This window comes from Nonomuraea sp. NPDC004186 (genome assembly GCF_053603495.1).
Genome location: NZ_JBSGFQ010000010.1, coordinates 77,195 through 94,536, shown reverse-complemented (window position 1 = coordinate 94,536; position 17,342 = coordinate 77,195). Strand labels below are relative to the sequence as shown.

Below are 17,342 nucleotides of genomic sequence, written 5' to 3'. Positions count from 1 at the left end.
GCGTCCCTTTCCGACCGAAAACCGCCGCTAGCTTACCCGCGCTGGCTCGAGGAACATCGCCTCGACCAGGTCACCGCACCATTTGAGCAGGTCGAGATCCCGGAGCGGCTGCCCACCGAGCGGCTTGGTCTTGGGCACCGGCACCAGCAGCGTCTCGGCCGCCTGCTTGTATATCGCCTTCTTGTACAGCCGGTCGAGCCGGACCTGCTGCGACTCCCTCAGCCGGGCCGGGCCGAACTTGATGTTCTGCCCCTGCAGCGTCACGTCCGTGAGCCCGGCCTGGCGCGCCTTGATCCGGAACTTGGCCACCTCCAGCAGGTTCTCCACCTCCGCGGGCGGCTTGCCGTAGCGGTCGGTCAGCTCGGCGCGTACCTCGTCGATGTCGGCGGGGGAGGCGATGGCCGCGATCCGCTTGTACGCCTCCAGCCGCAGGCGCTCGGAGGTGACGTAGTCGTGCGGGATATGGGCGTTGATCGGCAGCTCGACCTTGACGTCCTGCTGCTCCTCCTGCGCCTCGCCGCCTTCGAGCTTGGCCTTCTGCTCCTGCACGGCCTCGGCCATCAGCCGTACGTACAGGTCGAAGCCGACGCCCGCGATGAACCCGGACTGCTCGGCCCCGAGCACGTTGCCCGCGCCGCGGATCTCCAGGTCCTTCATGGCGACGTACATGCCCGCGCCCATCTCGGTGTGCTGCGAGATCGTGGCCAGCCGCTCGTGGGCGGTCTCGGTCAGCGGCTTCTCCGGCGGGTAGAGGAAGTACGCGTAACCGCGTTCCCTGCCCCGCCCGACGCGCCCGCGGAGCTGGTGCAGCTGCGACAGGCCGTAGTTGTCGGCCCGGTCGACGATCAGCGTGTTGGCGTTGGGCACGTCGAGCCCGGACTCGACGATCGTGGTGGAGACCAGCAGGTCGTACTCCCGCTCCCAGAAGCCCACCATGATCTTCTCGAGCTGGTGCTCGTTCATCTGCCCGTGCGCCACCGCGATGCGCGCCTCGGGCACCAGTTCGCGCAGCCGCGCGGCCACGCGGTTGATCGAGGCCACCCGGTTGTGCACGAAGAAGATCTGCCCGTCGCGCATCAGCTCGCGCCGGATCGCCGCCCCGATCTGCTTCTCCTCGTACGGCCCCACGAACGTGAGGATCGGGTGCCGCTCCTCCGGCGGCGTGAGGATCGTGGACATCTCGCGGATGCCGGTCAGGCCCATCTCCAGCGTGCGCGGGATCGGCGTGGCCGACATGGCCAGCACGTCGACCTGCGTGCGCAGGTGCTTCATCGCCTCCTTGTGCTCGACGCCGAACCGCTGCTCCTCGTCGATGATGATCAGCCCCAGGTCCTTGAAGCGGACCTCGGGGCTGAGCAGCCGGTGGGTGCCGATCACGACGTCGACGGCGCCCGACCTGAGCCCTTCGAGCGTGCCCTTGACCTCGCCGTCGGTCTGGAACCGGGAGACCGGCTTGAGCGTGACGGGGAAGCTGGAGAACCGCTCGGTGAAGGTGGACATGTGCTGCTGGACCAGCAGCGTCGTCGGCACCAGCACGGCCACCTGCTTGCCGTCCTGCACCGCCTTGAACGCCGCCCGCACCGCGATCTCGGTCTTGCCGTAGCCGACGTCGCCGCAGATCAGCCGGTCCATCGGGATGCCGCGCTCCATGTCGCGCTTGACCTCGTCGATGGCCTCCAGCTGGTCGCCGGTCTCGGCGTACGGGAAGGCGTCCTCCATCTCCCGCTGCCACGGCGTGTCGTCCCCGAACGCGTGGCCCGGCGAGGCCATGCGGGCGGAGTAGAGCCTGATCAGCTCCCCCGCGATCTCCTTGACCGCCTTCTTCGCGCGGGACTTGGCCTTGGCCCAGTCGGCGCCGCCCATGCGGTTGAGCGTGGGCGCCTCGCCGCCGACGTAGCGGGTGACCTCGTCGAGCTGGTCGGTCGGCACGTAGAGCCGGTCGCCCTTGGCGTATTCGATGACCAGGTATTCGCGGGTGGCGCCCTGGACCGTGCGCTGGACCATCTCGATGTAGCGGCCCACGCCGTGCTGCTCGTGCACCACGTGGTCGCCGACCTTGAGCTGGAGGGGGTCGACCATGTTGCGCCGGCGCGACGGCAGGCGCCGCATGTCCTTGGTGGACGCCTTCTGCCCGACCAGGTCGAGGTGGGTGAGCACGGCCAGGTTGGACGTGATGAAGCCGTGCTCGATCAGGCCCGTGCTGACGTGGACGACCTTGGGCTCGGGCGCCTTGTCCAGGAACTGCCGCAGCCTGGCGGGCACGTCGACGCCCTTGAGCAGCTCGACCATCCGCTCGGCCGGCCCGTGGCCCTCGCTGAGCAGCACGACTGCCTTGTCCTCGGCCAGCCAGCCCTTGATGTCGGCCAGCGCCTTGGCGGTGTCGCCCCGGTAGGCCTCGGAGTCCTGCGCGTCGAGCTCGACCCCGCCGCCGAACGGCGCCATCGTCCACCACGGCTGGCCCAGCGCGTCGGCGTGGTCGCGGATCTCCTCCAGGGTGCGGAAGGCCGCCGCGCCCAGGTCGATCGGCGCCTCGCCGCCGGCCGCCGCGTTGATCCAGGAGGCCTCCAGGAACTCCTGCGACGTGCGTACGAGCTCCTCGGCCCGCCCCCTGATCCGCTCGGGGTCGCACACGAACACCGCGGACCTGACCGGCAGGTGGTCGAGCAGCAGGTCCATCTCGCCGGCCAGCACGGGCGCGAACGCCTCCATGCCCTCGACCGGCGAGCCCTCGGCGAGCTGGTCGAGCACCTCGGCCAGCGCCGGGTGCTCCTCGGCCAGCTCCGCCGCCCGGGCCCTGACCTCGTCGGTCAGCAGCAGCTCGCGGCACGGCGGCGCGAACAGCCCTTCCTCGGCCGCCTCCAGCGAGCGCTGGTCGGCCACCTTGAACCAGCGGATCTCCTCGACCGTGTCGCCCCAGAACTCCAGCCGCAGCGGGTGCTCCTCGGTCGGCGGGAACACGTCGAGCAGCCCGCCGCGCACGGCCACCTCACCGCGCTTCTCCACCATGTCGACCCGGTGGTAGCCGTTGGTCACCAGGCGGTCGACGACCTCGTCGAGGTCGGCGTCGTCGCCCGCGCGCAGCCTGATGGGCTCCAGGTCGCCGAGCCCCTTCACGATGGGCTGCAGCAGCGCCCTGATCGGCGCCACGATCACGCTGAGCGGCCCGGCCGCGCTGTCACCCTTGATCGGGTGCGCCAGCCGCCGCAGCACCGCCAGCCGCTGCCCCACGGTGTCGCTGCGCGGCGAGAGCCGCTCGTGCGGCAGCGTCTCCCAGGCCGGGAACACGGCCACCGAGCTGGGCTCGATGAGGCTGGTCAGCGCGGCGGCGAGGTCTTCCGCCTCGCGGCCCGTCGCGGTGACCGCCAGCACGGCCCGCTGGTCGTGCGTGGCCAGCGCGGCCACGCCGAACGGCCGCAGCGCGACGGGCGCGACCAGCGCGACATCGCCGCCCTCTTCGAGAGCGGCGGTCAGTTTCGGGTCGGCGCGAACAAGGTCAAGTAGCCCGGAAAGACTCATCAGATACGCCCACAGCCCCACGACGGCAACACGACTACCCCCGGCCGGGTCAGGTCGCGGGGGTTCTCTCCAAGGGTACTCGCAGGCGCAGCTCAGCCGACCCGGTAACCGGCCACGGACGGCCAGCGGACGGTGAGCACGGTCGAGGCCTCCTCCGCGCGCCACGAATGGTCGACGCCCTTGCCCCAGACCACGTAGTCACCCGGCTCGGCCAGCAGCACGCTGCGTCCCGGCAGCTCCACCCGGAACCGGCCGCTGATCAGGACCAGCAGGGCCGTGCGCGCCTCCCCCTTGACCCACTCCGCGCGCTCCTCACCGGGCGCGTGCACCCCCCATTTGATCTCCACGTCGTCACTGTGCCTTGGGTCGCCGAGGGGTTTGAAATGACCCAGCAACCAGCCCCGGTCCATGGCCGCATCTACGCCCGCATTTCCTACGTAAACCTCGCCGTTCACGGGGAAGGATGCTAGCGAGGAAATGGCTCACTGAAACCGTTCGAGTGATTACTGTAGGTGACATGTCTGAGGTGCGATCGGTCGCCCAGCGGGGCGACGTCTTCGGTCAACGGGTCCGCGAGCACTGGTCCGGGCTGCCAGGCAGGCGGCTCGACGTGCTGGTCGCCGGCTGCGCGCACGACGAACCGCTCAACCTGGAAGAGATCGAGACCAGGGCCACCGGGGCCGACGAGGAGATCCCCGCCATCCGGGCGGTGCTCGGGGAGCGGGCCGACCTGGTGTCGTGGTCGCTGGGCGACCTGCGCTCCGTGCCGCTGCCGCCCAGGTCGTACGACGTGATCCAGCTGTCCTTCCTGCTGGAGCGCATCAAGCATTCGGAGCTCGTCTTCGACCGGCTGCTGCAGTCCCTGCGCCCGGGCGGCCTGGTGCTGCTGCGGATGCGCGACCGCAAGTCGGCCTACGGGCTGCTCGACCGGATCACGCCGTCGCTGCTGCGCCGCGTGTTCTGGCGCATGCTCGTGACGCCGGGCACCCCGGGCCCGCTGCCCAGCGTGTACGAGCCGCTGGCGTCGAGCGACGGCATCTACGCCTTCTGCCTCAGCCGGGGCCTCATGATCACCGACGACCAGCGCAACACCAGCGGCCCGGCCCGCCGGCGCAAGCTCACCGTCGCCGCGGTCGCGCTGGCCTCCAAGCTGAGCAACGGCCGCTACCCTGCCACCCATGACGAGATCACCATGGTGATCAGGAAGCCGCAACACCACTTCGCCCGGGTCCTCTAGCGGCACACTTGCATCAATCGGTAGACTCCATCCCTACCAATTCAATCGGAATAGTTGGGATGTTGGAGCCGTGGAGTGGACCCCCGATGCGCGCGAGCTGGCCGACCTCGAGCTGCTGCTCTCCGGCGCCTTCGAGCCGCTGACCGGGTTCCTGGGCCACGATGACCTGCACGCGGTGCACGAGCGGGGCACTCTCGCGGACGGCACGCCGTGGCCCGCATCCGTCACGCTCCACGTGTCCGCCGATCTCTCACCCGGCGACGAGGTCACGCTGCTCGACCCCGAGGGCCTGCCGCTGGCCGCCCTCACGGTGGCCGCCCAGGAGCCCGACGGACTGACCTCGGGGCCGGTCAAGGGCCTCGGCACGCCCGAACACGGCCCGTTCGCGCGCCTGCGGCGCACCCCGGCCGAGGTCAGGGCGGAGCTCGGCGGGCGTCCCGCGCTCGCCGTCAGCATGCGGGGGCCCCTCGACGACCTCTCCGAGATCGTCGCCACCGCCAAGGAGCTCGACGCGCTGATCATGCTGCTCCCCCTCTCGTACGGCGAGCCGGGCCCCGCGGTCGTACGCGCCGCGCTCCGGGCCAAGGAGAAGCTGCCGGAGGACACGATGGTCGTCTCCGTGCCCCTGGCGCCCCGCGAGGAGCCCGAGATCGACCTGGAGCTGCGCGAGCACGTCGCCACCGCCTACGGCGCCGCCGAGCACCTGGCCGGCCCCGACCCCGTGCACATCCCGGGCCCGCCGCACCGCCGCGGCCTCGTGGTCTTCTTCACCGGCCTGTCCGGCTCCGGCAAGTCCACGATCGCCCGCGGCCTGCGCGACGCGCTGCTGGAGCTCGGCAGCCGCACAGTGACCTACCTCGATGGCGACGTCGTACGCCACCTGCTGTCCAAGGGCCTGACGTTCTCCAAGGCCGACCGCGACCTGAACATCCGCCGCATCGGCTTCGTCGCCGCCGAGACCGCCCGCCACGGCGGCCTGGCCATCTGCGCCCCCATCGCCCCCTACGCGGCCACCCGCGAGGAGGTGCGCGAGATGGTCGAGTCGGTCGGGGCCGACTTCCTGCTCGTGCACGTCGCGACGCCGCTGGAGGAGTGCGAGCGGCGCGACCGCAAGGGCCTGTACGCCAAGGCGCGCGCCGGCCTCATCCCCGAGTTCACCGGCGTCTCCGACCCCTACGAGGAGCCGGACGACGCCGAACTGGTGATCGACACCACGCACATTTCGATCGACGCGGCCGTCTCCCAGGTCCTGGGGACGCTGCGGTCTGGAGGCTGGGTTCGGTGATCGACTTCCCCCTGATCCTCGGGTCCTTTTTCGTCGCGATCGTGGTCGGGCTGACCGGGATGGGCGGCGGGGCGCTCATGACGCCGATGATGATGCTGTTCTTCAACGTCTCGCCGCTGGCCGCGGTCTCCAGCGACCTGGTCGCCTCGGCCGTCATGAAGCCGGTCGGCAGCGCCGTGCACCTGCGCCGGGGCACGGTCAATCTGCGCCTGGTCGGCTGGCTGTGCGCGGGCTCGGTGCCGGCCGCCTTCTGCGGGGTGTTCCTGGCCCGCGCGTTCGCGGTCACCGACGCGGTCAAGTACGCGCTCGGCGTGGCGCTCCTGCTGGCCGTGGCCGGCATGGCGCTCAAGAGCTGGCTCGGCGCGCGGGGAGGCACGTCGAGCGCCCATGAGATCGTCGTGCGCCCAATTCCGACCCTACTGGTCGGTACGGTGGGCGGACTGGTCGTGGGAGTCTCCTCCGTCGGATCCGGATCGCTGATCATCGTGGCCCTGCTCGTCCTCTACCCGGCGCTCAAGGCCAACCAGCTCGTCGGCACGGACCTCGTCCAGGCCGTGCCGCTGGTGGCCTCCGCCGCGCTCGGGCACCTGCTGTTCGGCGACTTCCAGCTGGACCTCACGCTGTCGCTGCTCATCGGCTCGATCCCGGGCGTCTACCTCGGCGCCCGGATCTCCTCGCGCGCCCCCGGCGGCCTGATCCGGGCGCTGCTGGCCATCGTCCTGCTCGCCTCCGCGCTCAAGCTGCTCAACGTGAGCAACACCCTCACCGTCTGCGCCCTCGTCGCCGCCGCCGCGGTCACGGTCGTGGGGTGGCGGATCACGGCCTCGGGACGGGTGTCGAGCGGAAGTAAGGATCCCGAGCCAGTTCGGTGAACGCCCGGTCGGCCCCCGAGCCGGTGTCGAAGCTGGTGTCGCCGCGCGGCGCCTGCGGCGAGTCGAAGTACAGCAGCGCCTTGATCTGCGGATATCGCTTGATCTGCCGCCGCACCGACTCGTAGAACGCCCGCTTGAACCCCCGGTCGTCGCTCCGCTCGAACACCCCCCACTCGGCCACCATGACCGGCTTGCCGGGGAAGCGGGCCTGCATCCACCGGTAGAACCCCGGCCAGTCCGGATATTCCTTGCGGGTCTTGTTCACCAGCCCCTCGAAGTCCTCGACCTTGCCGTCGGCGTACGGGTCCATGGCCACCCAGTCGACCACGTCGTCACCCGGGTAGAGGTCCTCGAACCACGGCTCGGCCGCCCAGTTGGGCGCCCCCATGTACGTCATGACCATGACGGCGTTCTTCACCCCCTCGGCCCGCAGCCTGGCCACGACGTGCCGGAACATGGCCGCGTAGTCGGTGGCCTGCATGCCCGAGCCCGACGACTCGTCCACGTCGTTCTCCGGCTCGTGGTGGAGGGTGAGGAAGAACCGCTCGGGGAAGGTGCGCCTGAGGTATCCGGCCAGCCGGTCGATCCGGGCGTCGAGCGCCCCGTCGGCGATCTCGGCCCAGGTGTGGTCGAGCGAGGGCTTCCAGTTGACCATGAGCAGCCGGGGCCTGGCCGGGTCGCGGGCCAGCCTGATCTCGGCGGGCGTGGGGAACAGCTCGCTGCCCCGGTGGTAGACGTGCACCACGTCGGCGGCGGCGCCCATGCGCGACTCGGCGCTGTGCAGGGCCTGATCCAGCGGGGCGCCGCTGAAGACCTCCGGCGCGAGGCCCCACCAGGCGCCGCAGGACGGGATGAGCCTGGAGGTGGCCGTGCAGGAGGGCGAGCCCGAGGCTTCCTTGATCGCCACGGGCGCGCGCGCGTTGGAGCCCTCCGCCGTGGAACAGGCGGACAGCATCACGATCACGGCCAGAATAAGCGCCGCGTTGGTGGTGTTATGAGAAATTCCCCGTAGCTGCAAAGCCTTTCAACCCCCTCGTCGAACGACCCCCGCCTATCAAACCGGATCCTTGCCATGCCGTTCCGGGAACTTCAGCAAGTGTGCCGTGTCTCGGCAGCTCGCGATGGGTATATGACCCAAGGAATTTTCCGGACATTTCCTTTTATAGCTGCCTTTACCTTGTGCCGTTCTGCAGAAAATCTTGGGTATTAGGCTTGGCTGATAATCGTCCGCCCTATAGTGGGCGCACATCTCGACGCAATTCCAGGAGACCCTCCCCAATGAGCTCCGGCACGGACCTGGACGAGCATCTCTCGCTGCTGCGCAGGCGATGGTTGCTGCTGGTGGGCTGCGTCGTGTTCGGCGGCACCGCCGGCCTCGCGCTCATGCGGCTCACGCCGTCCGCCTACACCGCGACCACGCAGGTGCTCGTCATGCCGGTAGGCCCGCAGGAGCCGGCCAACCAGGTGACCAGCCGCCAGCGCGAGGCGCTCAACCTCGACACCGAGGCCCAGGTCGCGCAGTCCGCCGTGGTCGCGGCGCGGGCGGCCAGGACGCTGCGGGTCGAGACCCCGGAGCCCGTCGAGGTCTCGGTGCCGCCCAACTCGGCGGTGCTGTGGATCTCGGTGACGGCCGCCGACGCCGGCGTCGCCGCGGCCCAGTCCCGCGCGTACGCCCAGGCGTACCTGGCCAATCGCCGCGAGAGCGCGCTGGCCGCGCTGACCGCCCAGCAGCAGGTGGTGCTGGGCAAGCTCAAGCAGGTCAACACCGCGCTCGACGCGGTGATCAAGCAGCTCGCCGGGTTGTCCAAAGGCACTCCCGAGCACACGATCGCCACGCAGCGGGAGAGCGTGCTCAACCGGCAGGCCGCCGGGCTCGCGCTGAGGTACGACGGGCTCAGGACGGTCGCGGTGACCCCCGGCACGATCATCAGCCAGGCCGCCCCGCCGACCGCGCCCAGCTCGCCCAGCCTGCCCCTCTACCTCGGCACCGGGCTCATGGCGGGCCTGCTCGCGGGCTCGGCCGCCGCCTACGCCCGTGACCGGCTCGACCGGCGGCTGCGCACGGTCGCCGACGTCGAACGGCTGACCGGCCTGCCCGTGCTGGGCGACCTGTCGAGCCCGCGCGAGCCCGGCGTGGCCCACGAGCTGGCCTGCGCCGCGGTGGCCGCGTGTCCCGGCAAGCGGCTGCTGGTCCGGATCCTGCCGCCCGACCTGGAGGAGTCCGCCGACCCGGTGGCCGTCAGCATCCCCCTGACGGTGCTCGACGGCTGCGACGTACGCGACCTGTCCAGGGCCGACGCGGCACTGCTGCTGGTGGGGCTCGGCCGGGCCACCTCGGTCCACGTCGCGGCCGCCGTACGGCGGCTCGCCAGGCACGACGTACCCGTCATCGGCGTGGTGACGGTGACCGACGCGCTGCCGTCGTTCGTGCCGCTGCTGGAGCCGCGCACGCACACCCCGCTCGGCAAGCTCGTCGCCACGGGCGAGCTGGACCTGGGCGAGACCACCCCCATGCCCATGCACCCGCGGCGCCCCGGCCAGCCGACGTGAGAGGGCCCGCGTGGCCGATCGCGGCGCTGCTCGTCGGCTATCCGGTGTGGTGGGCGCTGGGGTTCGGCGGGCTGTCGGTGATCGTGATGGCGGTGCCGATGGCGGTGATCCTGTGGCGGCGCCGGCCGATCAGGGTGCCGCGCGGGTTCGGGCTGTGGCTGCTGCTGATCGCCGGCTACCTGGTGAGCGGGCTCATGCTGTCGGAGATGCCACCGGGCACGTACGGCGAGATCGGGCCCGGCCGGATCGTCGGCTACGCCATGCGGCTGGCGCTCTACACCGCCATCCTGATCATGGTGCTCTACCTGGGCAACCTCACCGAGCGCGAGCTGCCGCAGCTGCGCCTGGTGCGGATGCTCGGCGTGCTGTTCGTCACGACGGTCGCGGGCGGGCTGCTCGGCGTGTTCGTCCCGTCGTTCGCGTTCACCTCGCCGGTGGAGCTGCTGCTGCCCGACTGGGTGGCCTCCAACTCGTTCGTGCAGAACCTCATCCACCCCACCGCCGCCCAGACGCAGAAGGTGCTGGGCTTCGCCTCCCCCAGGCCCGAGGCGCCGTTCGAGTGGGCCAACGCGTGGGGCAGCAACGTGTCGGTGCTGCTGGTGTGGTTCGTGGTCGGGTGGTGGGTGTACGGGGGGCGGCGGCGGAAGGCCTTCGTGGCCGTCGTGGTCGCCCTGGCCGCCATCCCCGTCGTCTACTCGCTCAACCGCGGCCTGTGGATCGGGCTCGGCCTGGCCGTGGCGTACCTGATCGTCCGGGTGCGCGGCCGGACCAGGGCAGCGCTCTGCGGGGCCGTCGCGGTGGCGGCGGTGGCGTTCGCGCTGAGCCCGCTCGCGCCGCTGGTCGCGCAGCGACTGGACCGGCCGCACTCCAACGACATCAGGGCCTTCACCGTGACGGCCACCGTCGCGGCCGCCGGCCACTCGCCGCTCATCGGGTACGGCAACACGCGCAACGCCACGGGCAACCATCGCACGATCACCACGGGCCGCACCGAGTGGTGCGAGGGCTGCGGGCACCCGCCGCTGGGCAGCGACGGCCAGCTCTGGCTGCTGATCATCACGCAGGGGTTCACCGGGGCCGTGCTCTACGTGGCGTTCTTCGCGGGCGCGATCCGGCGCCACTGGGCCGACCGCAGCCCGATCGGGCTGGCCGGGGTGCTGGTGATGGGGCTGGTGCTGCTCTACATGTTCGTCTACGACGGCCTGGTCACCCCGCTCAGCCTCTATCTCGTCTCTTTCGCCCTGCTGTGGCGCAACAGCCGAGGGGAAGTCACGTGAGCGACGCCGCCATCCGGCTCGACTATCTCGAGAAGACCGTGCGGCTGCTGTATCCGGGGCCGGGGTCGCCCCGGGCGTACACCGTGCTGCCGCACCCCGCCGTGCCCCGCCGCATGGTGCCGCGCCGCTGGTGGCATCCCTGGTCCCCGGTCGTCGTGCCGGGTGAGGGGTCCATCGCCACGTACCTGGGCGAGGTCTTCGGGCAGCCCGTCGAGACCGTCCTGCACGTGCGGCCGGCCGCGCGGGCCAACCGCAAGCCCGTCCTGGAGGCCCGCTCGGGCGGGCGGCTGCTGGCGTTCGTGAAGATCGGCGACAGCGCGCGGGCGCGCGCGCTGATCACCGCCGAGGCGGCGGCCCTGCGCAGGCTGGCCGGCCTGGAGCTGGACACGGTGGTGCCGCCCGCCGTGCTGCACCACGGCAGCTGGCGGGGGCTGGCGGTGCTGGCGCTGTCGCCGCTGCCGGTGCGGCGCGGCCGGGTGTCGCGGCCACTGCTGCTCGACGCGGTCAGGGAGATCGCGGCCACCGGCGGGCCGCGCACGGCCTGGCACGGCGATCTCGCGCCGTGGAACATGTGCCCGTCCCCCGACGGCCGGCTGCTGGTGTGGGACTGGGAGCGGTACGAGCTCGGCGTGCCCTACGGCTTCGACGCCGTGCACCACTTCTTCCAGCGGGCCCTGCGCAGGATGTCCCCGCGGGTCGCGGCGCGGGCGTGCGTGGCGCGGGCCTTCCGCGAGCTGGCGCCCCTGGGGGTGTCGGCCGTGGTGGCCAGGCAGACCGCGCTGCGCTATCTCATCACGCTGGCCGACCGGCACGCCGCCGACGGGCACGCGCCGCTCGGGCCGCCGGACACCTGGCTCAACCCGGTCGTCGACCACGAGGAGCTGCTCACGTGAAGACCATGAAACGGTCGGTGCTGTCGCTGTCACGCGCCACGGGGAGGATCACGTCGGGGGTGCGGGTGCTGCCGTCGTTCCTGATCGCGGGGGCGCAGCGGTGCGGCACCACCTCGCTGTACCGGGCGCTGGCCCAGCATCCGCTGCTGCTCAAGCCGGTGCTGCACAAGGGGGTGCACTACTTCGACGTCGGCTACGCGCGGGGACAGCACTGGTACCAGGCGCACTTCCCGCTGCGGATGAGCGCCGGGCTGGTCGAGCACCGGTACGGCTCGCGGGCGCTGGCGTTCGAGTCGTCCCCCTATTACCTGTTCCATCCGCTGGCCGGTGAGCGGATCGCAGCCGACCTGCCCGAGGTGCGGCTGATCGTGCTGGTACGCGATCCGGTCGAGCGCGCCTGCTCGGCCCACGCCCACGAGCTGGCCAGGGGCTACGAGACGGAGTCGCTGCTCGAGCACGCGATCGAGCTGGAGCCCGAGCGGCTGGCGGGGGCCGAGGAGGCGCTGCGCGAGTCGCCCTTCTCCCTGCACCACTCCCACCGCCACCACGCCTATGTGGCCCGCGGGCGCTACGCCGACCAGCTCGACCGGCTGGAGGCCCTGGTCGGCCGCGAACGGATCCTGGTGCTCGACAGCCATCGGTTCTTCGCCGAGCCGGAGACCGCGTACGACCGGGTGCTGGCGTTCCTGGGCGTGCCGCATCTCGGTTATCCGCTGTTCGAGCGGCACAACGGCCGCCCTCTGCCGCGGCCGGTGCCGCGGGCGCTGGCGCGGGAGCTGCGCGACCACTTCGAGCCGTACGACGCCCGGCTGGTGCGGTGGCTGAGCGGGGAGCCTTCGTGGCGGCGCTGACCGCGGTCGCGGACCGGCGGCTGCGGCGTGGCGGGATCGCGGGCGTGCTGGGGGCGGGCTGCGGGGCGGTCGCGCAGTTCGTGCTCGTGATGGTCGTGACCAGGGCGTTCAGTCCGGCCGACGCCGGGGCGTTCTTCACGGTCACCGCGATGGCCCTCATGGCGGCGGGGATCGCCAAGCTGGACGCGGGGAACGGGCTCGTGTTCTTCATCGCGCGGGCGAAGACGTACGACTATCTCGGCATATCCGGATATATCCGGGCGGCGCTCGTGCCCTGTGTGGTGGCCTCCTGCGTCGCGGCGGTCGTGCTCTACCCGCGGCTGGGACCGCTCGCCGCGATCCTGCCCGTCATGGTGGTGGGGGACGTGCTGCTGGCCGCCACCCGGGGGTTCGGGGCCATGCGGCCCACCGTGCTCGTGGACGGGCTGCTGGTGCCCTTCTCGCAGCTCGCGCTGGTCACCTGCGCCGCGCTGGCGGGGGCGGTCTCGTGGCTGCCGGTGGCGTGGGGGGCGCCGTACGCGCTGGTGGCGGTCATCGCCTGGGCGGAGCTGCGGGGGCGGGTGCCGCGGAGCCCGTACCTGCCGGGGACGACCCGCGACCTGTGGCGGCACACGGCCCCCCGGTCGGTCGCGGGGGCGATCCAGGCGGTGTTCCAGCGGCTGGACATCGTGGTCGTCGCGCTGCTCGGCGGGCCCGCGCAGGCCGCCGTCTACACGGCCGCCACCCGGTTCAAGGTGGTCGGGCAGCTCGCGAGCCAGGGGCTGGCGCAGGCCGTACAGGCTCGGCTGGTGAGCGCGCTCGCGGACGGCGAGCGGGCGCGGGCCGGTGAGCTGTACCAGACCGCCACGATCTGGCTGGTGCTGCTGACGTGGCCGGTGTGGCTGGCGTACGCGGCGCTGGCGCCGTGGCTGCTGCGGCTCTTCGGGCCCACGTACGGGTCCGCGGTCCCGGTGGCGCTCGTGCTGGCGGGGACGATGATGGTGGCGACGGCCTGCGGGATGGTCGACGTCGTGCTGACGGCCGCCGGGCACACGGGCACGAGCCTGCTCAACCTGGTGGCGGCGATCACCTGCACGGTGGCGCTGGACGTGGCCCTGATCCCCGTCCACGGCGCGTTCGGGGCGGTCATCGGCTGGTCGGGCGGCGTGCTCGTCAAGAACCTCCTCCCGCTGTGGCAACTGCACCGCCGCTACGGCCTCCACCCCTTCGGCCGCCACACCCTGCCCGCTCTCCTTCACCGGAGGACGGTATGACGGTGCTGGTGACGGGGTTGCCGAGGAGCGGTACGAGCTGGACCGGCAAGATGCTCGCCGCCGGCGGCGACCTGGTCTACGTCAACGAGCCGCTCAACCCGCAGCACCCGCCCGGCCGCTGCCCGGGGGTGCTCAGGGCCACCGTGACCCACCGGTTCCAGTACATCTGCGACGACAACGCCGCCGACTGGCTGCCCGCCTTCCGCGACACGGTGGCCCTGCGCTACCGCTGGCTCTCCGAGCTGCGCGCGAACCGCTCCCCGTACGACCTGGCCCGCCTGCTCCGCTACGGCACCGCCTTCGCCGTCGGCCGCCTGACGGGCCGCCGGGCGCTGCTGGACGACCCGTTCGCGGTACTGAGCGCGGGCTGGTTCGCCGCCTCCCTGGGCTGCCGGGTGATCGCGCTGGTGCGGGATCCGGTGTCGTTCGTGGCGAGCTGGCAGCGGCTCGGCTGGACGGTCTACTTCCACGAGCTGCTCGAACAGCCGCTCCTGGTCCGCGACCACCCCGAGCTGCTGGAGCTGCGCGCGCTCGTCGGCTCCCAGGACCGCCTCGCCAAGGCGGCCGCGCTGTGGCGGGCGACCCGCGCGATCCTGGACCGCACGCCCGGCGTCCGCGTCACCTCGTACGAGTCGCTGGCCGCCGACCCGCTGACCGGCTTCCGCGGCCTGTACGCCTACGCCGGCCTGCCATGGACGCCCGCGGCCGAACGCCGCATCACGCGGGCCTGCACGGGCCCGTCCGGGGCGGGCACGGGGTTCGCCTGGTCGGGCCTGTCCCGCACGGCCTACCGCCCCATGGACTCCCGCCGCGCGCTCGACGACGCCGCCCGGGGGCTCAGCCCGCGGGACGCGGCCCGGGTCCGCGCCCTCACCTCGTGAGGCGGGTGACCAGGCTGCCTCCCAGCAGCCGTACCGCGAACGGCAGGTCGTCGACCAGATAGCGGCGCGCCAGCCGCCCCGGCTCGCAGCCCAGCCGGTACGCCCACTCCAGCCCGGCCCTGCGCATCCATTGCGGCGCCCTGGAGACCGTGCCGGCGGCGAACGCGATCGCCGCCCCGCACCCCACGAACCACGCCTCCGGCAGCTCCTCCCTCAGGTCGGCGATGAGCCGGTCCTGCCGGGGGAACCCGAGCCCGACGAACACCACCCTCGGCCGGGCCGCGGCCACCATCCTCCGGACGCGCGCGCTCCCCTCGGGGGTCGTGTCGAAGTGGTACGGCGGCGCGTGCACCCCGCACACCTGCAGCCGGGGATGACAGCTCGTGAGCTCCTTGCCGGCCCTGCGCGCCACGCCGGGAGGGCCGCCCAGCAGGTAGACGGGCCAGCCCCGGCGGGCGGCGAGCTTGCTGAGCGACCAGATGAGGTCCGCGCCCGTGACCCGCTCGGGCACCGGGGTGCCGAGCAGCCTGGCCGCCCACACCAGCGGCATCCCGTCGGGCACCACCAGCTCGGCGGTGCACACGAGCTCCCGGAGTGCGGGGTCGGTGGCGGCGGCGCGGCAGATGTCGACGTTCGGGGTGACGATCCGGCCGCCCCTGCCGGCCTCCAGCTCGGCCTCCACCCACCGGACCACCTCGTCCTCGGTGAGCGCGTCCACCCCGATCCCGCCCAACCGAACCCGATCCCACCAGCGGACGGACGCCGCCGCCCGCGCGCGCGGCGGTCCGCCGGGGTGGGTGGGTGGAGACGGGGTGGCGTCCTGGCACAGGGCCTCGGGGAGGCGCTGGAGCGGGACGTGCGGGGTGGTGGTCTCGGTGCGAGTCAAATGCCGTGCCCCCTACGGTGAAGTGCGGAAAGAACCGCCGGCGCGGAGATGAGGCCGGCCGCCACCGCCAGGGCGATCGGGGCGCGCGGCTCCCCGGCCCGGGCCCCCATGGCGCGCACGGCCCAGCGGACGGCCTCGCGGCGGTGGCCGAGCGCCGCGTGGCCGAAGGCCAGCTGGCCGTAGACCCGTGCCGCGCCGCGCGGGTCCACGGCCAGTTCGGGGTGCCGGGCGAGCATCCAGTCGAGCCCGGCAATGCGATCCGCCCATCGGGCGACATAGTGGGATCCACCCCAGCGCACCCGGACGAGCGGGCGGTCCACATGGGTGATCGGCCGGCGTCCGGCGGCGCGCAGGGCCAGGTCCCAGTCCTCGTTCTGGCCGCCCGGGGCGCTCTCGTCCACCCGCAGCGCGCCGCGCTCGAACAGGAACGTCGACGAGTGCACCATCACCATGCGCGAGCGGACCAGGTCGTGCGCCGTCACCGTGTCGCAGCCGGCCAGGCGGGCCACGCGGCGGTGCCCGTACTCCACCTCGATGCCGCAGCTCGCGAACTCGCCGCCGCGCTCGGCGAGCGCCCGCGTCTGGGCGGCGAGCTTGCCGGGCAGCCACACGTCGTCGTCGTCGCAGAAGGCGACGAGGTCGGTGTCGCAGGCCGCGATGCCGGTGTTGCGGGCGCCGGGGAGGCCCGGGGTGAGCGTGTTCGGCAGGACCGGGACAGAGGACGGCACCTCGATGTCCTCAGGGGCGGCGCCGTCGGCGACCACGACCACGGACAGGCGCCCGGGGTGGTCCTGGGCCAGCGCCGACTCCACCGCCTCGCGCAACTGCGCCGGGCGGTCGCCCCGGGTGGGGATCACCACGCCTACGGAGGGAGTCATGCGAACCCCCGATAGCCGTAGCGGGCCCTGAGCGGCCACGTGAGGGCGTTGACCACCCGGCGGTCGCCGTCCTGCAGGCCCGTCACCCACGCGTCGTCCCGGCGCAGCTCGATCCGCCCCACGTGGAAGCGCATCGGATTGCCGGACGCGGTGTGGGAGGGCCCGAGCCAGGCCGTGCGGCCGTCCAGGAACGGCAGCTCCGGCTCCGCCAGGCCGAGCCCGAGCGCCAGGGAGCTGAGCGTGGGCCCGGGCGCGGCGAGGAGGTCCTCGTAGCGGACCCTGGTGACGCGGGCCCCGCGTCCCGGCAGGAGCTCCAGCGCGGCGTTCTGGGCCGTCCAGTGGACGGCCGTGTGGGCGGGCCGCCACCGGGTCATGGGCCGCCCGTCCTCGGGGCGCCGCACCGTCCTGGCCCAGGAGTGGGCGACGGCGCGCGGGTCCCTGACCACGTGGACGATCCGTACGTCCACCCCGGCGGCCACCAGGCAGCAGGCCAGCGACGCGTGCTTGCTGGAGTCGATCACGACCGGCGCGCCCGCGGCCTCGTACAGGAGCCGGTAGGCCTGCACGTACTCGGCCAGGTCGGGATGCGCGATCCGCGCGATCCTGCGCGTGCGGTCGACCCGGCTCCGCAGCGTCAGGACCTTCCCGGCCAGCGCCGGGCTCCATCCGCCGAACGCCCGCTCCCCCACCTGCCGCCAGAAGGGGCAGTCAGGAAAGGCCACACCGCACCCGCACGGCTCCCCCGCGAGCACGCTCCGCTCCCAGAGGTGCACGACCTCACCGAGCGCGACCACTCCCGGCAGCTCGCCCAGGAGCCGCTCGAGCAGTGTGGTGCCACTGCGCCCGAGGCCGCCCAGGTAGATGACCCGGGTGGTGCTTTCGCGGTCGGTCACGAAAAAGGGCCTTCACGTCGTGAACACGGAACGCGAAGACCCTATCGCGGAGAGTAACCGAGGGTCGGAG

General features: G+C 72.4%; 15 protein-coding genes. 9 read left to right on the top strand and 6 right to left on the bottom strand.

Going from position 1 to position 17,342, the window contains the following annotated elements; all coding sequences use genetic code 11:
• Positions 1-27: 27 nt before the first annotated feature.
• Positions 28-3,516: a transcription-repair coupling factor gene (gene mfd, locus ACWEPL_RS11055; RefSeq protein WP_452435945.1), complete on the bottom strand. Its 3,489-nt coding sequence runs from the start codon at positions 3,514-3,516 to the stop codon at positions 28-30.
• Between the two features lie 92 nt (positions 3,517-3,608).
• The gene (locus tag ACWEPL_RS11050; RefSeq protein ID WP_350725795.1) at positions 3,609-3,863 is read right to left on the bottom strand and encodes a cupin domain-containing protein; all 255 of its coding nucleotides are present in this window, start codon (positions 3,861-3,863) and stop codon (positions 3,609-3,611) included.
• 170 nt (positions 3,864-4,033) lie between these two features.
• On the opposite strand from ACWEPL_RS11050, the gene ACWEPL_RS11045 reads away from it, so the two are divergent.
• From ACWEPL_RS11045 to ACWEPL_RS11035, 3 genes are all read left to right on the top strand, one after another.
• Complete coding sequence (locus ACWEPL_RS11045; protein WP_363970692.1) at positions 4,034-4,753, top strand: class I SAM-dependent methyltransferase; 720 nt, start codon at positions 4,034-4,036, stop codon at positions 4,751-4,753.
• Positions 4,754-4,823: 70 nt separating this feature from the next.
• Positions 4,824-6,038, top strand: a complete 1,215-nt coding sequence (cysC, locus tag ACWEPL_RS11040) for an adenylyl-sulfate kinase (protein WP_452435944.1) — start codon at positions 4,824-4,826, stop codon at positions 6,036-6,038.
• Positions 6,035-6,910, top strand: coding sequence for a sulfite exporter TauE/SafE family protein (locus ACWEPL_RS11035; RefSeq protein WP_452435943.1), 876 nt, complete (start codon positions 6,035-6,037; stop codon positions 6,908-6,910). Before cysC ends, ACWEPL_RS11035 begins: the two co-directional genes overlap by 4 nt.
• Here the strand turns inward: ACWEPL_RS11035 and ACWEPL_RS11030 are convergent.
• Positions 6,855-7,865, bottom strand: a complete 1,011-nt coding sequence (locus tag ACWEPL_RS11030) for a glycoside hydrolase family 26 protein (RefSeq protein WP_363971086.1) — start codon at positions 7,863-7,865, stop codon at positions 6,855-6,857. The genes ACWEPL_RS11035 and ACWEPL_RS11030 overlap by 56 nt on opposite strands.
• Positions 7,866-8,188: 323 nt before the next feature.
• On the opposite strand from ACWEPL_RS11030, the gene ACWEPL_RS11025 reads away from it, so the two are divergent.
• Genes ACWEPL_RS11025 through ACWEPL_RS11000 form a run of 6 tightly spaced genes read left to right on the top strand, consistent with a single transcriptional unit; the run spans position 8,189 to position 14,615 of the window.
• The gene (locus ACWEPL_RS11025) at positions 8,189-9,460 is read left to right on the top strand and encodes a Wzz/FepE/Etk N-terminal domain-containing protein (RefSeq protein WP_363970686.1); all 1,272 of its coding nucleotides are present in this window, start codon (positions 8,189-8,191) and stop codon (positions 9,458-9,460) included.
• Entirely contained in the window at positions 9,457-10,737 is a 1,281-nt protein-coding gene (locus ACWEPL_RS11020; RefSeq protein ID WP_452435942.1) for a hypothetical protein, read from the top strand. The genes ACWEPL_RS11025 and ACWEPL_RS11020 overlap by 4 nt, the downstream gene beginning before the upstream one ends.
• Positions 10,734-11,630 (top strand): hypothetical protein, encoded by an 897-nt coding sequence (locus tag ACWEPL_RS11015; protein WP_452435941.1) that lies wholly within the window; start codon positions 10,734-10,736, stop codon positions 11,628-11,630. The genes ACWEPL_RS11020 and ACWEPL_RS11015 overlap by 4 nt, the downstream gene beginning before the upstream one ends.
• A gap of 5 nt (positions 11,631-11,635) precedes the next feature.
• On the top strand, positions 11,636-12,481 hold the full coding sequence (locus tag ACWEPL_RS11010; protein WP_452435983.1) for a sulfotransferase domain-containing protein: 846 nt from the start codon (positions 11,636-11,638) through the stop codon (positions 12,479-12,481).
• Positions 12,469-13,734, top strand: a complete 1,266-nt coding sequence (locus ACWEPL_RS11005) for a lipopolysaccharide biosynthesis protein (protein ID WP_452435940.1) — start codon at positions 12,469-12,471, stop codon at positions 13,732-13,734. The genes ACWEPL_RS11010 and ACWEPL_RS11005 overlap by 13 nt, the downstream gene beginning before the upstream one ends.
• Positions 13,731-14,615: a sulfotransferase gene (locus tag ACWEPL_RS11000; RefSeq protein WP_363970679.1), complete on the top strand. Its 885-nt coding sequence runs from the start codon at positions 13,731-13,733 to the stop codon at positions 14,613-14,615. The genes ACWEPL_RS11005 and ACWEPL_RS11000 overlap by 4 nt, the downstream gene beginning before the upstream one ends.
• Here the strand turns inward: ACWEPL_RS11000 and ACWEPL_RS10995 are convergent.
• From ACWEPL_RS10995 to ACWEPL_RS10985, 3 genes are read right to left on the bottom strand one after another with little or no spacing between them, the layout of a single operon-like run.
• Positions 14,605-15,501, bottom strand: coding sequence for a WecB/TagA/CpsF family glycosyltransferase (locus ACWEPL_RS10995; RefSeq protein ID WP_452435939.1), 897 nt, complete (start codon positions 15,499-15,501; stop codon positions 14,605-14,607). The genes ACWEPL_RS11000 and ACWEPL_RS10995 overlap by 11 nt on opposite strands.
• Positions 15,498-16,379 carry a glycosyltransferase family 2 protein gene (locus ACWEPL_RS10990; RefSeq protein ID WP_452435938.1) on the bottom strand — a complete coding sequence of 294 codons (882 nt, stop codon included), beginning with the start codon at positions 16,377-16,379 and terminating at the stop codon, positions 15,498-15,500. Before ACWEPL_RS10990 ends, ACWEPL_RS10995 begins: the two co-directional genes overlap by 4 nt.
• Positions 16,376-17,272 carry a sulfotransferase gene (locus ACWEPL_RS10985; protein WP_452435937.1) on the bottom strand — a complete coding sequence of 299 codons (897 nt, stop codon included), beginning with the start codon at positions 17,270-17,272 and terminating at the stop codon, positions 16,376-16,378. Before ACWEPL_RS10985 ends, ACWEPL_RS10990 begins: the two co-directional genes overlap by 4 nt.
• Positions 17,273-17,342: the final 70 nt, after the last annotated feature.

What these genes read in the sequence shown, in the direction of transcription:
- mfd (WP_452435945.1), bottom strand. Translation starts at nt 3,516, where the DNA reads ATGAGTCTTTCCGGGCTACTTGACCTTGTTCGCGCCGACCCGAAACTG.
- ACWEPL_RS11025 (WP_363970686.1), top strand. Translation starts at nt 8,189, where the DNA reads ATGAGCTCCGGCACGGACCTGGACGAGCATCTCTCGCTGCTGCGCAGG.
- ACWEPL_RS11010 (WP_452435983.1), top strand. Translation starts at nt 11,636, where the DNA reads ATGAAACGGTCGGTGCTGTCGCTGTCACGCGCCACGGGGAGGATCACG.
- ACWEPL_RS11000 (WP_363970679.1), top strand. Translation starts at nt 13,731, where the DNA reads ATGACGGTGCTGGTGACGGGGTTGCCGAGGAGCGGTACGAGCTGGACC.
- ACWEPL_RS11045 (WP_363970692.1), top strand. Translation starts at nt 4,034, where the DNA reads ATGTCTGAGGTGCGATCGGTCGCCCAGCGGGGCGACGTCTTCGGTCAA.
- ACWEPL_RS11030 (WP_363971086.1), bottom strand. Translation starts at nt 7,865, where the DNA reads ATGCTGTCCGCCTGTTCCACGGCGGAGGGCTCCAACGCGCGCGCGCCC.
- ACWEPL_RS10990 (WP_452435938.1), bottom strand. Translation starts at nt 16,379, where the DNA reads ATGACTCCCTCCGTAGGCGTGGTGATCCCCACCCGGGGCGACCGCCCG.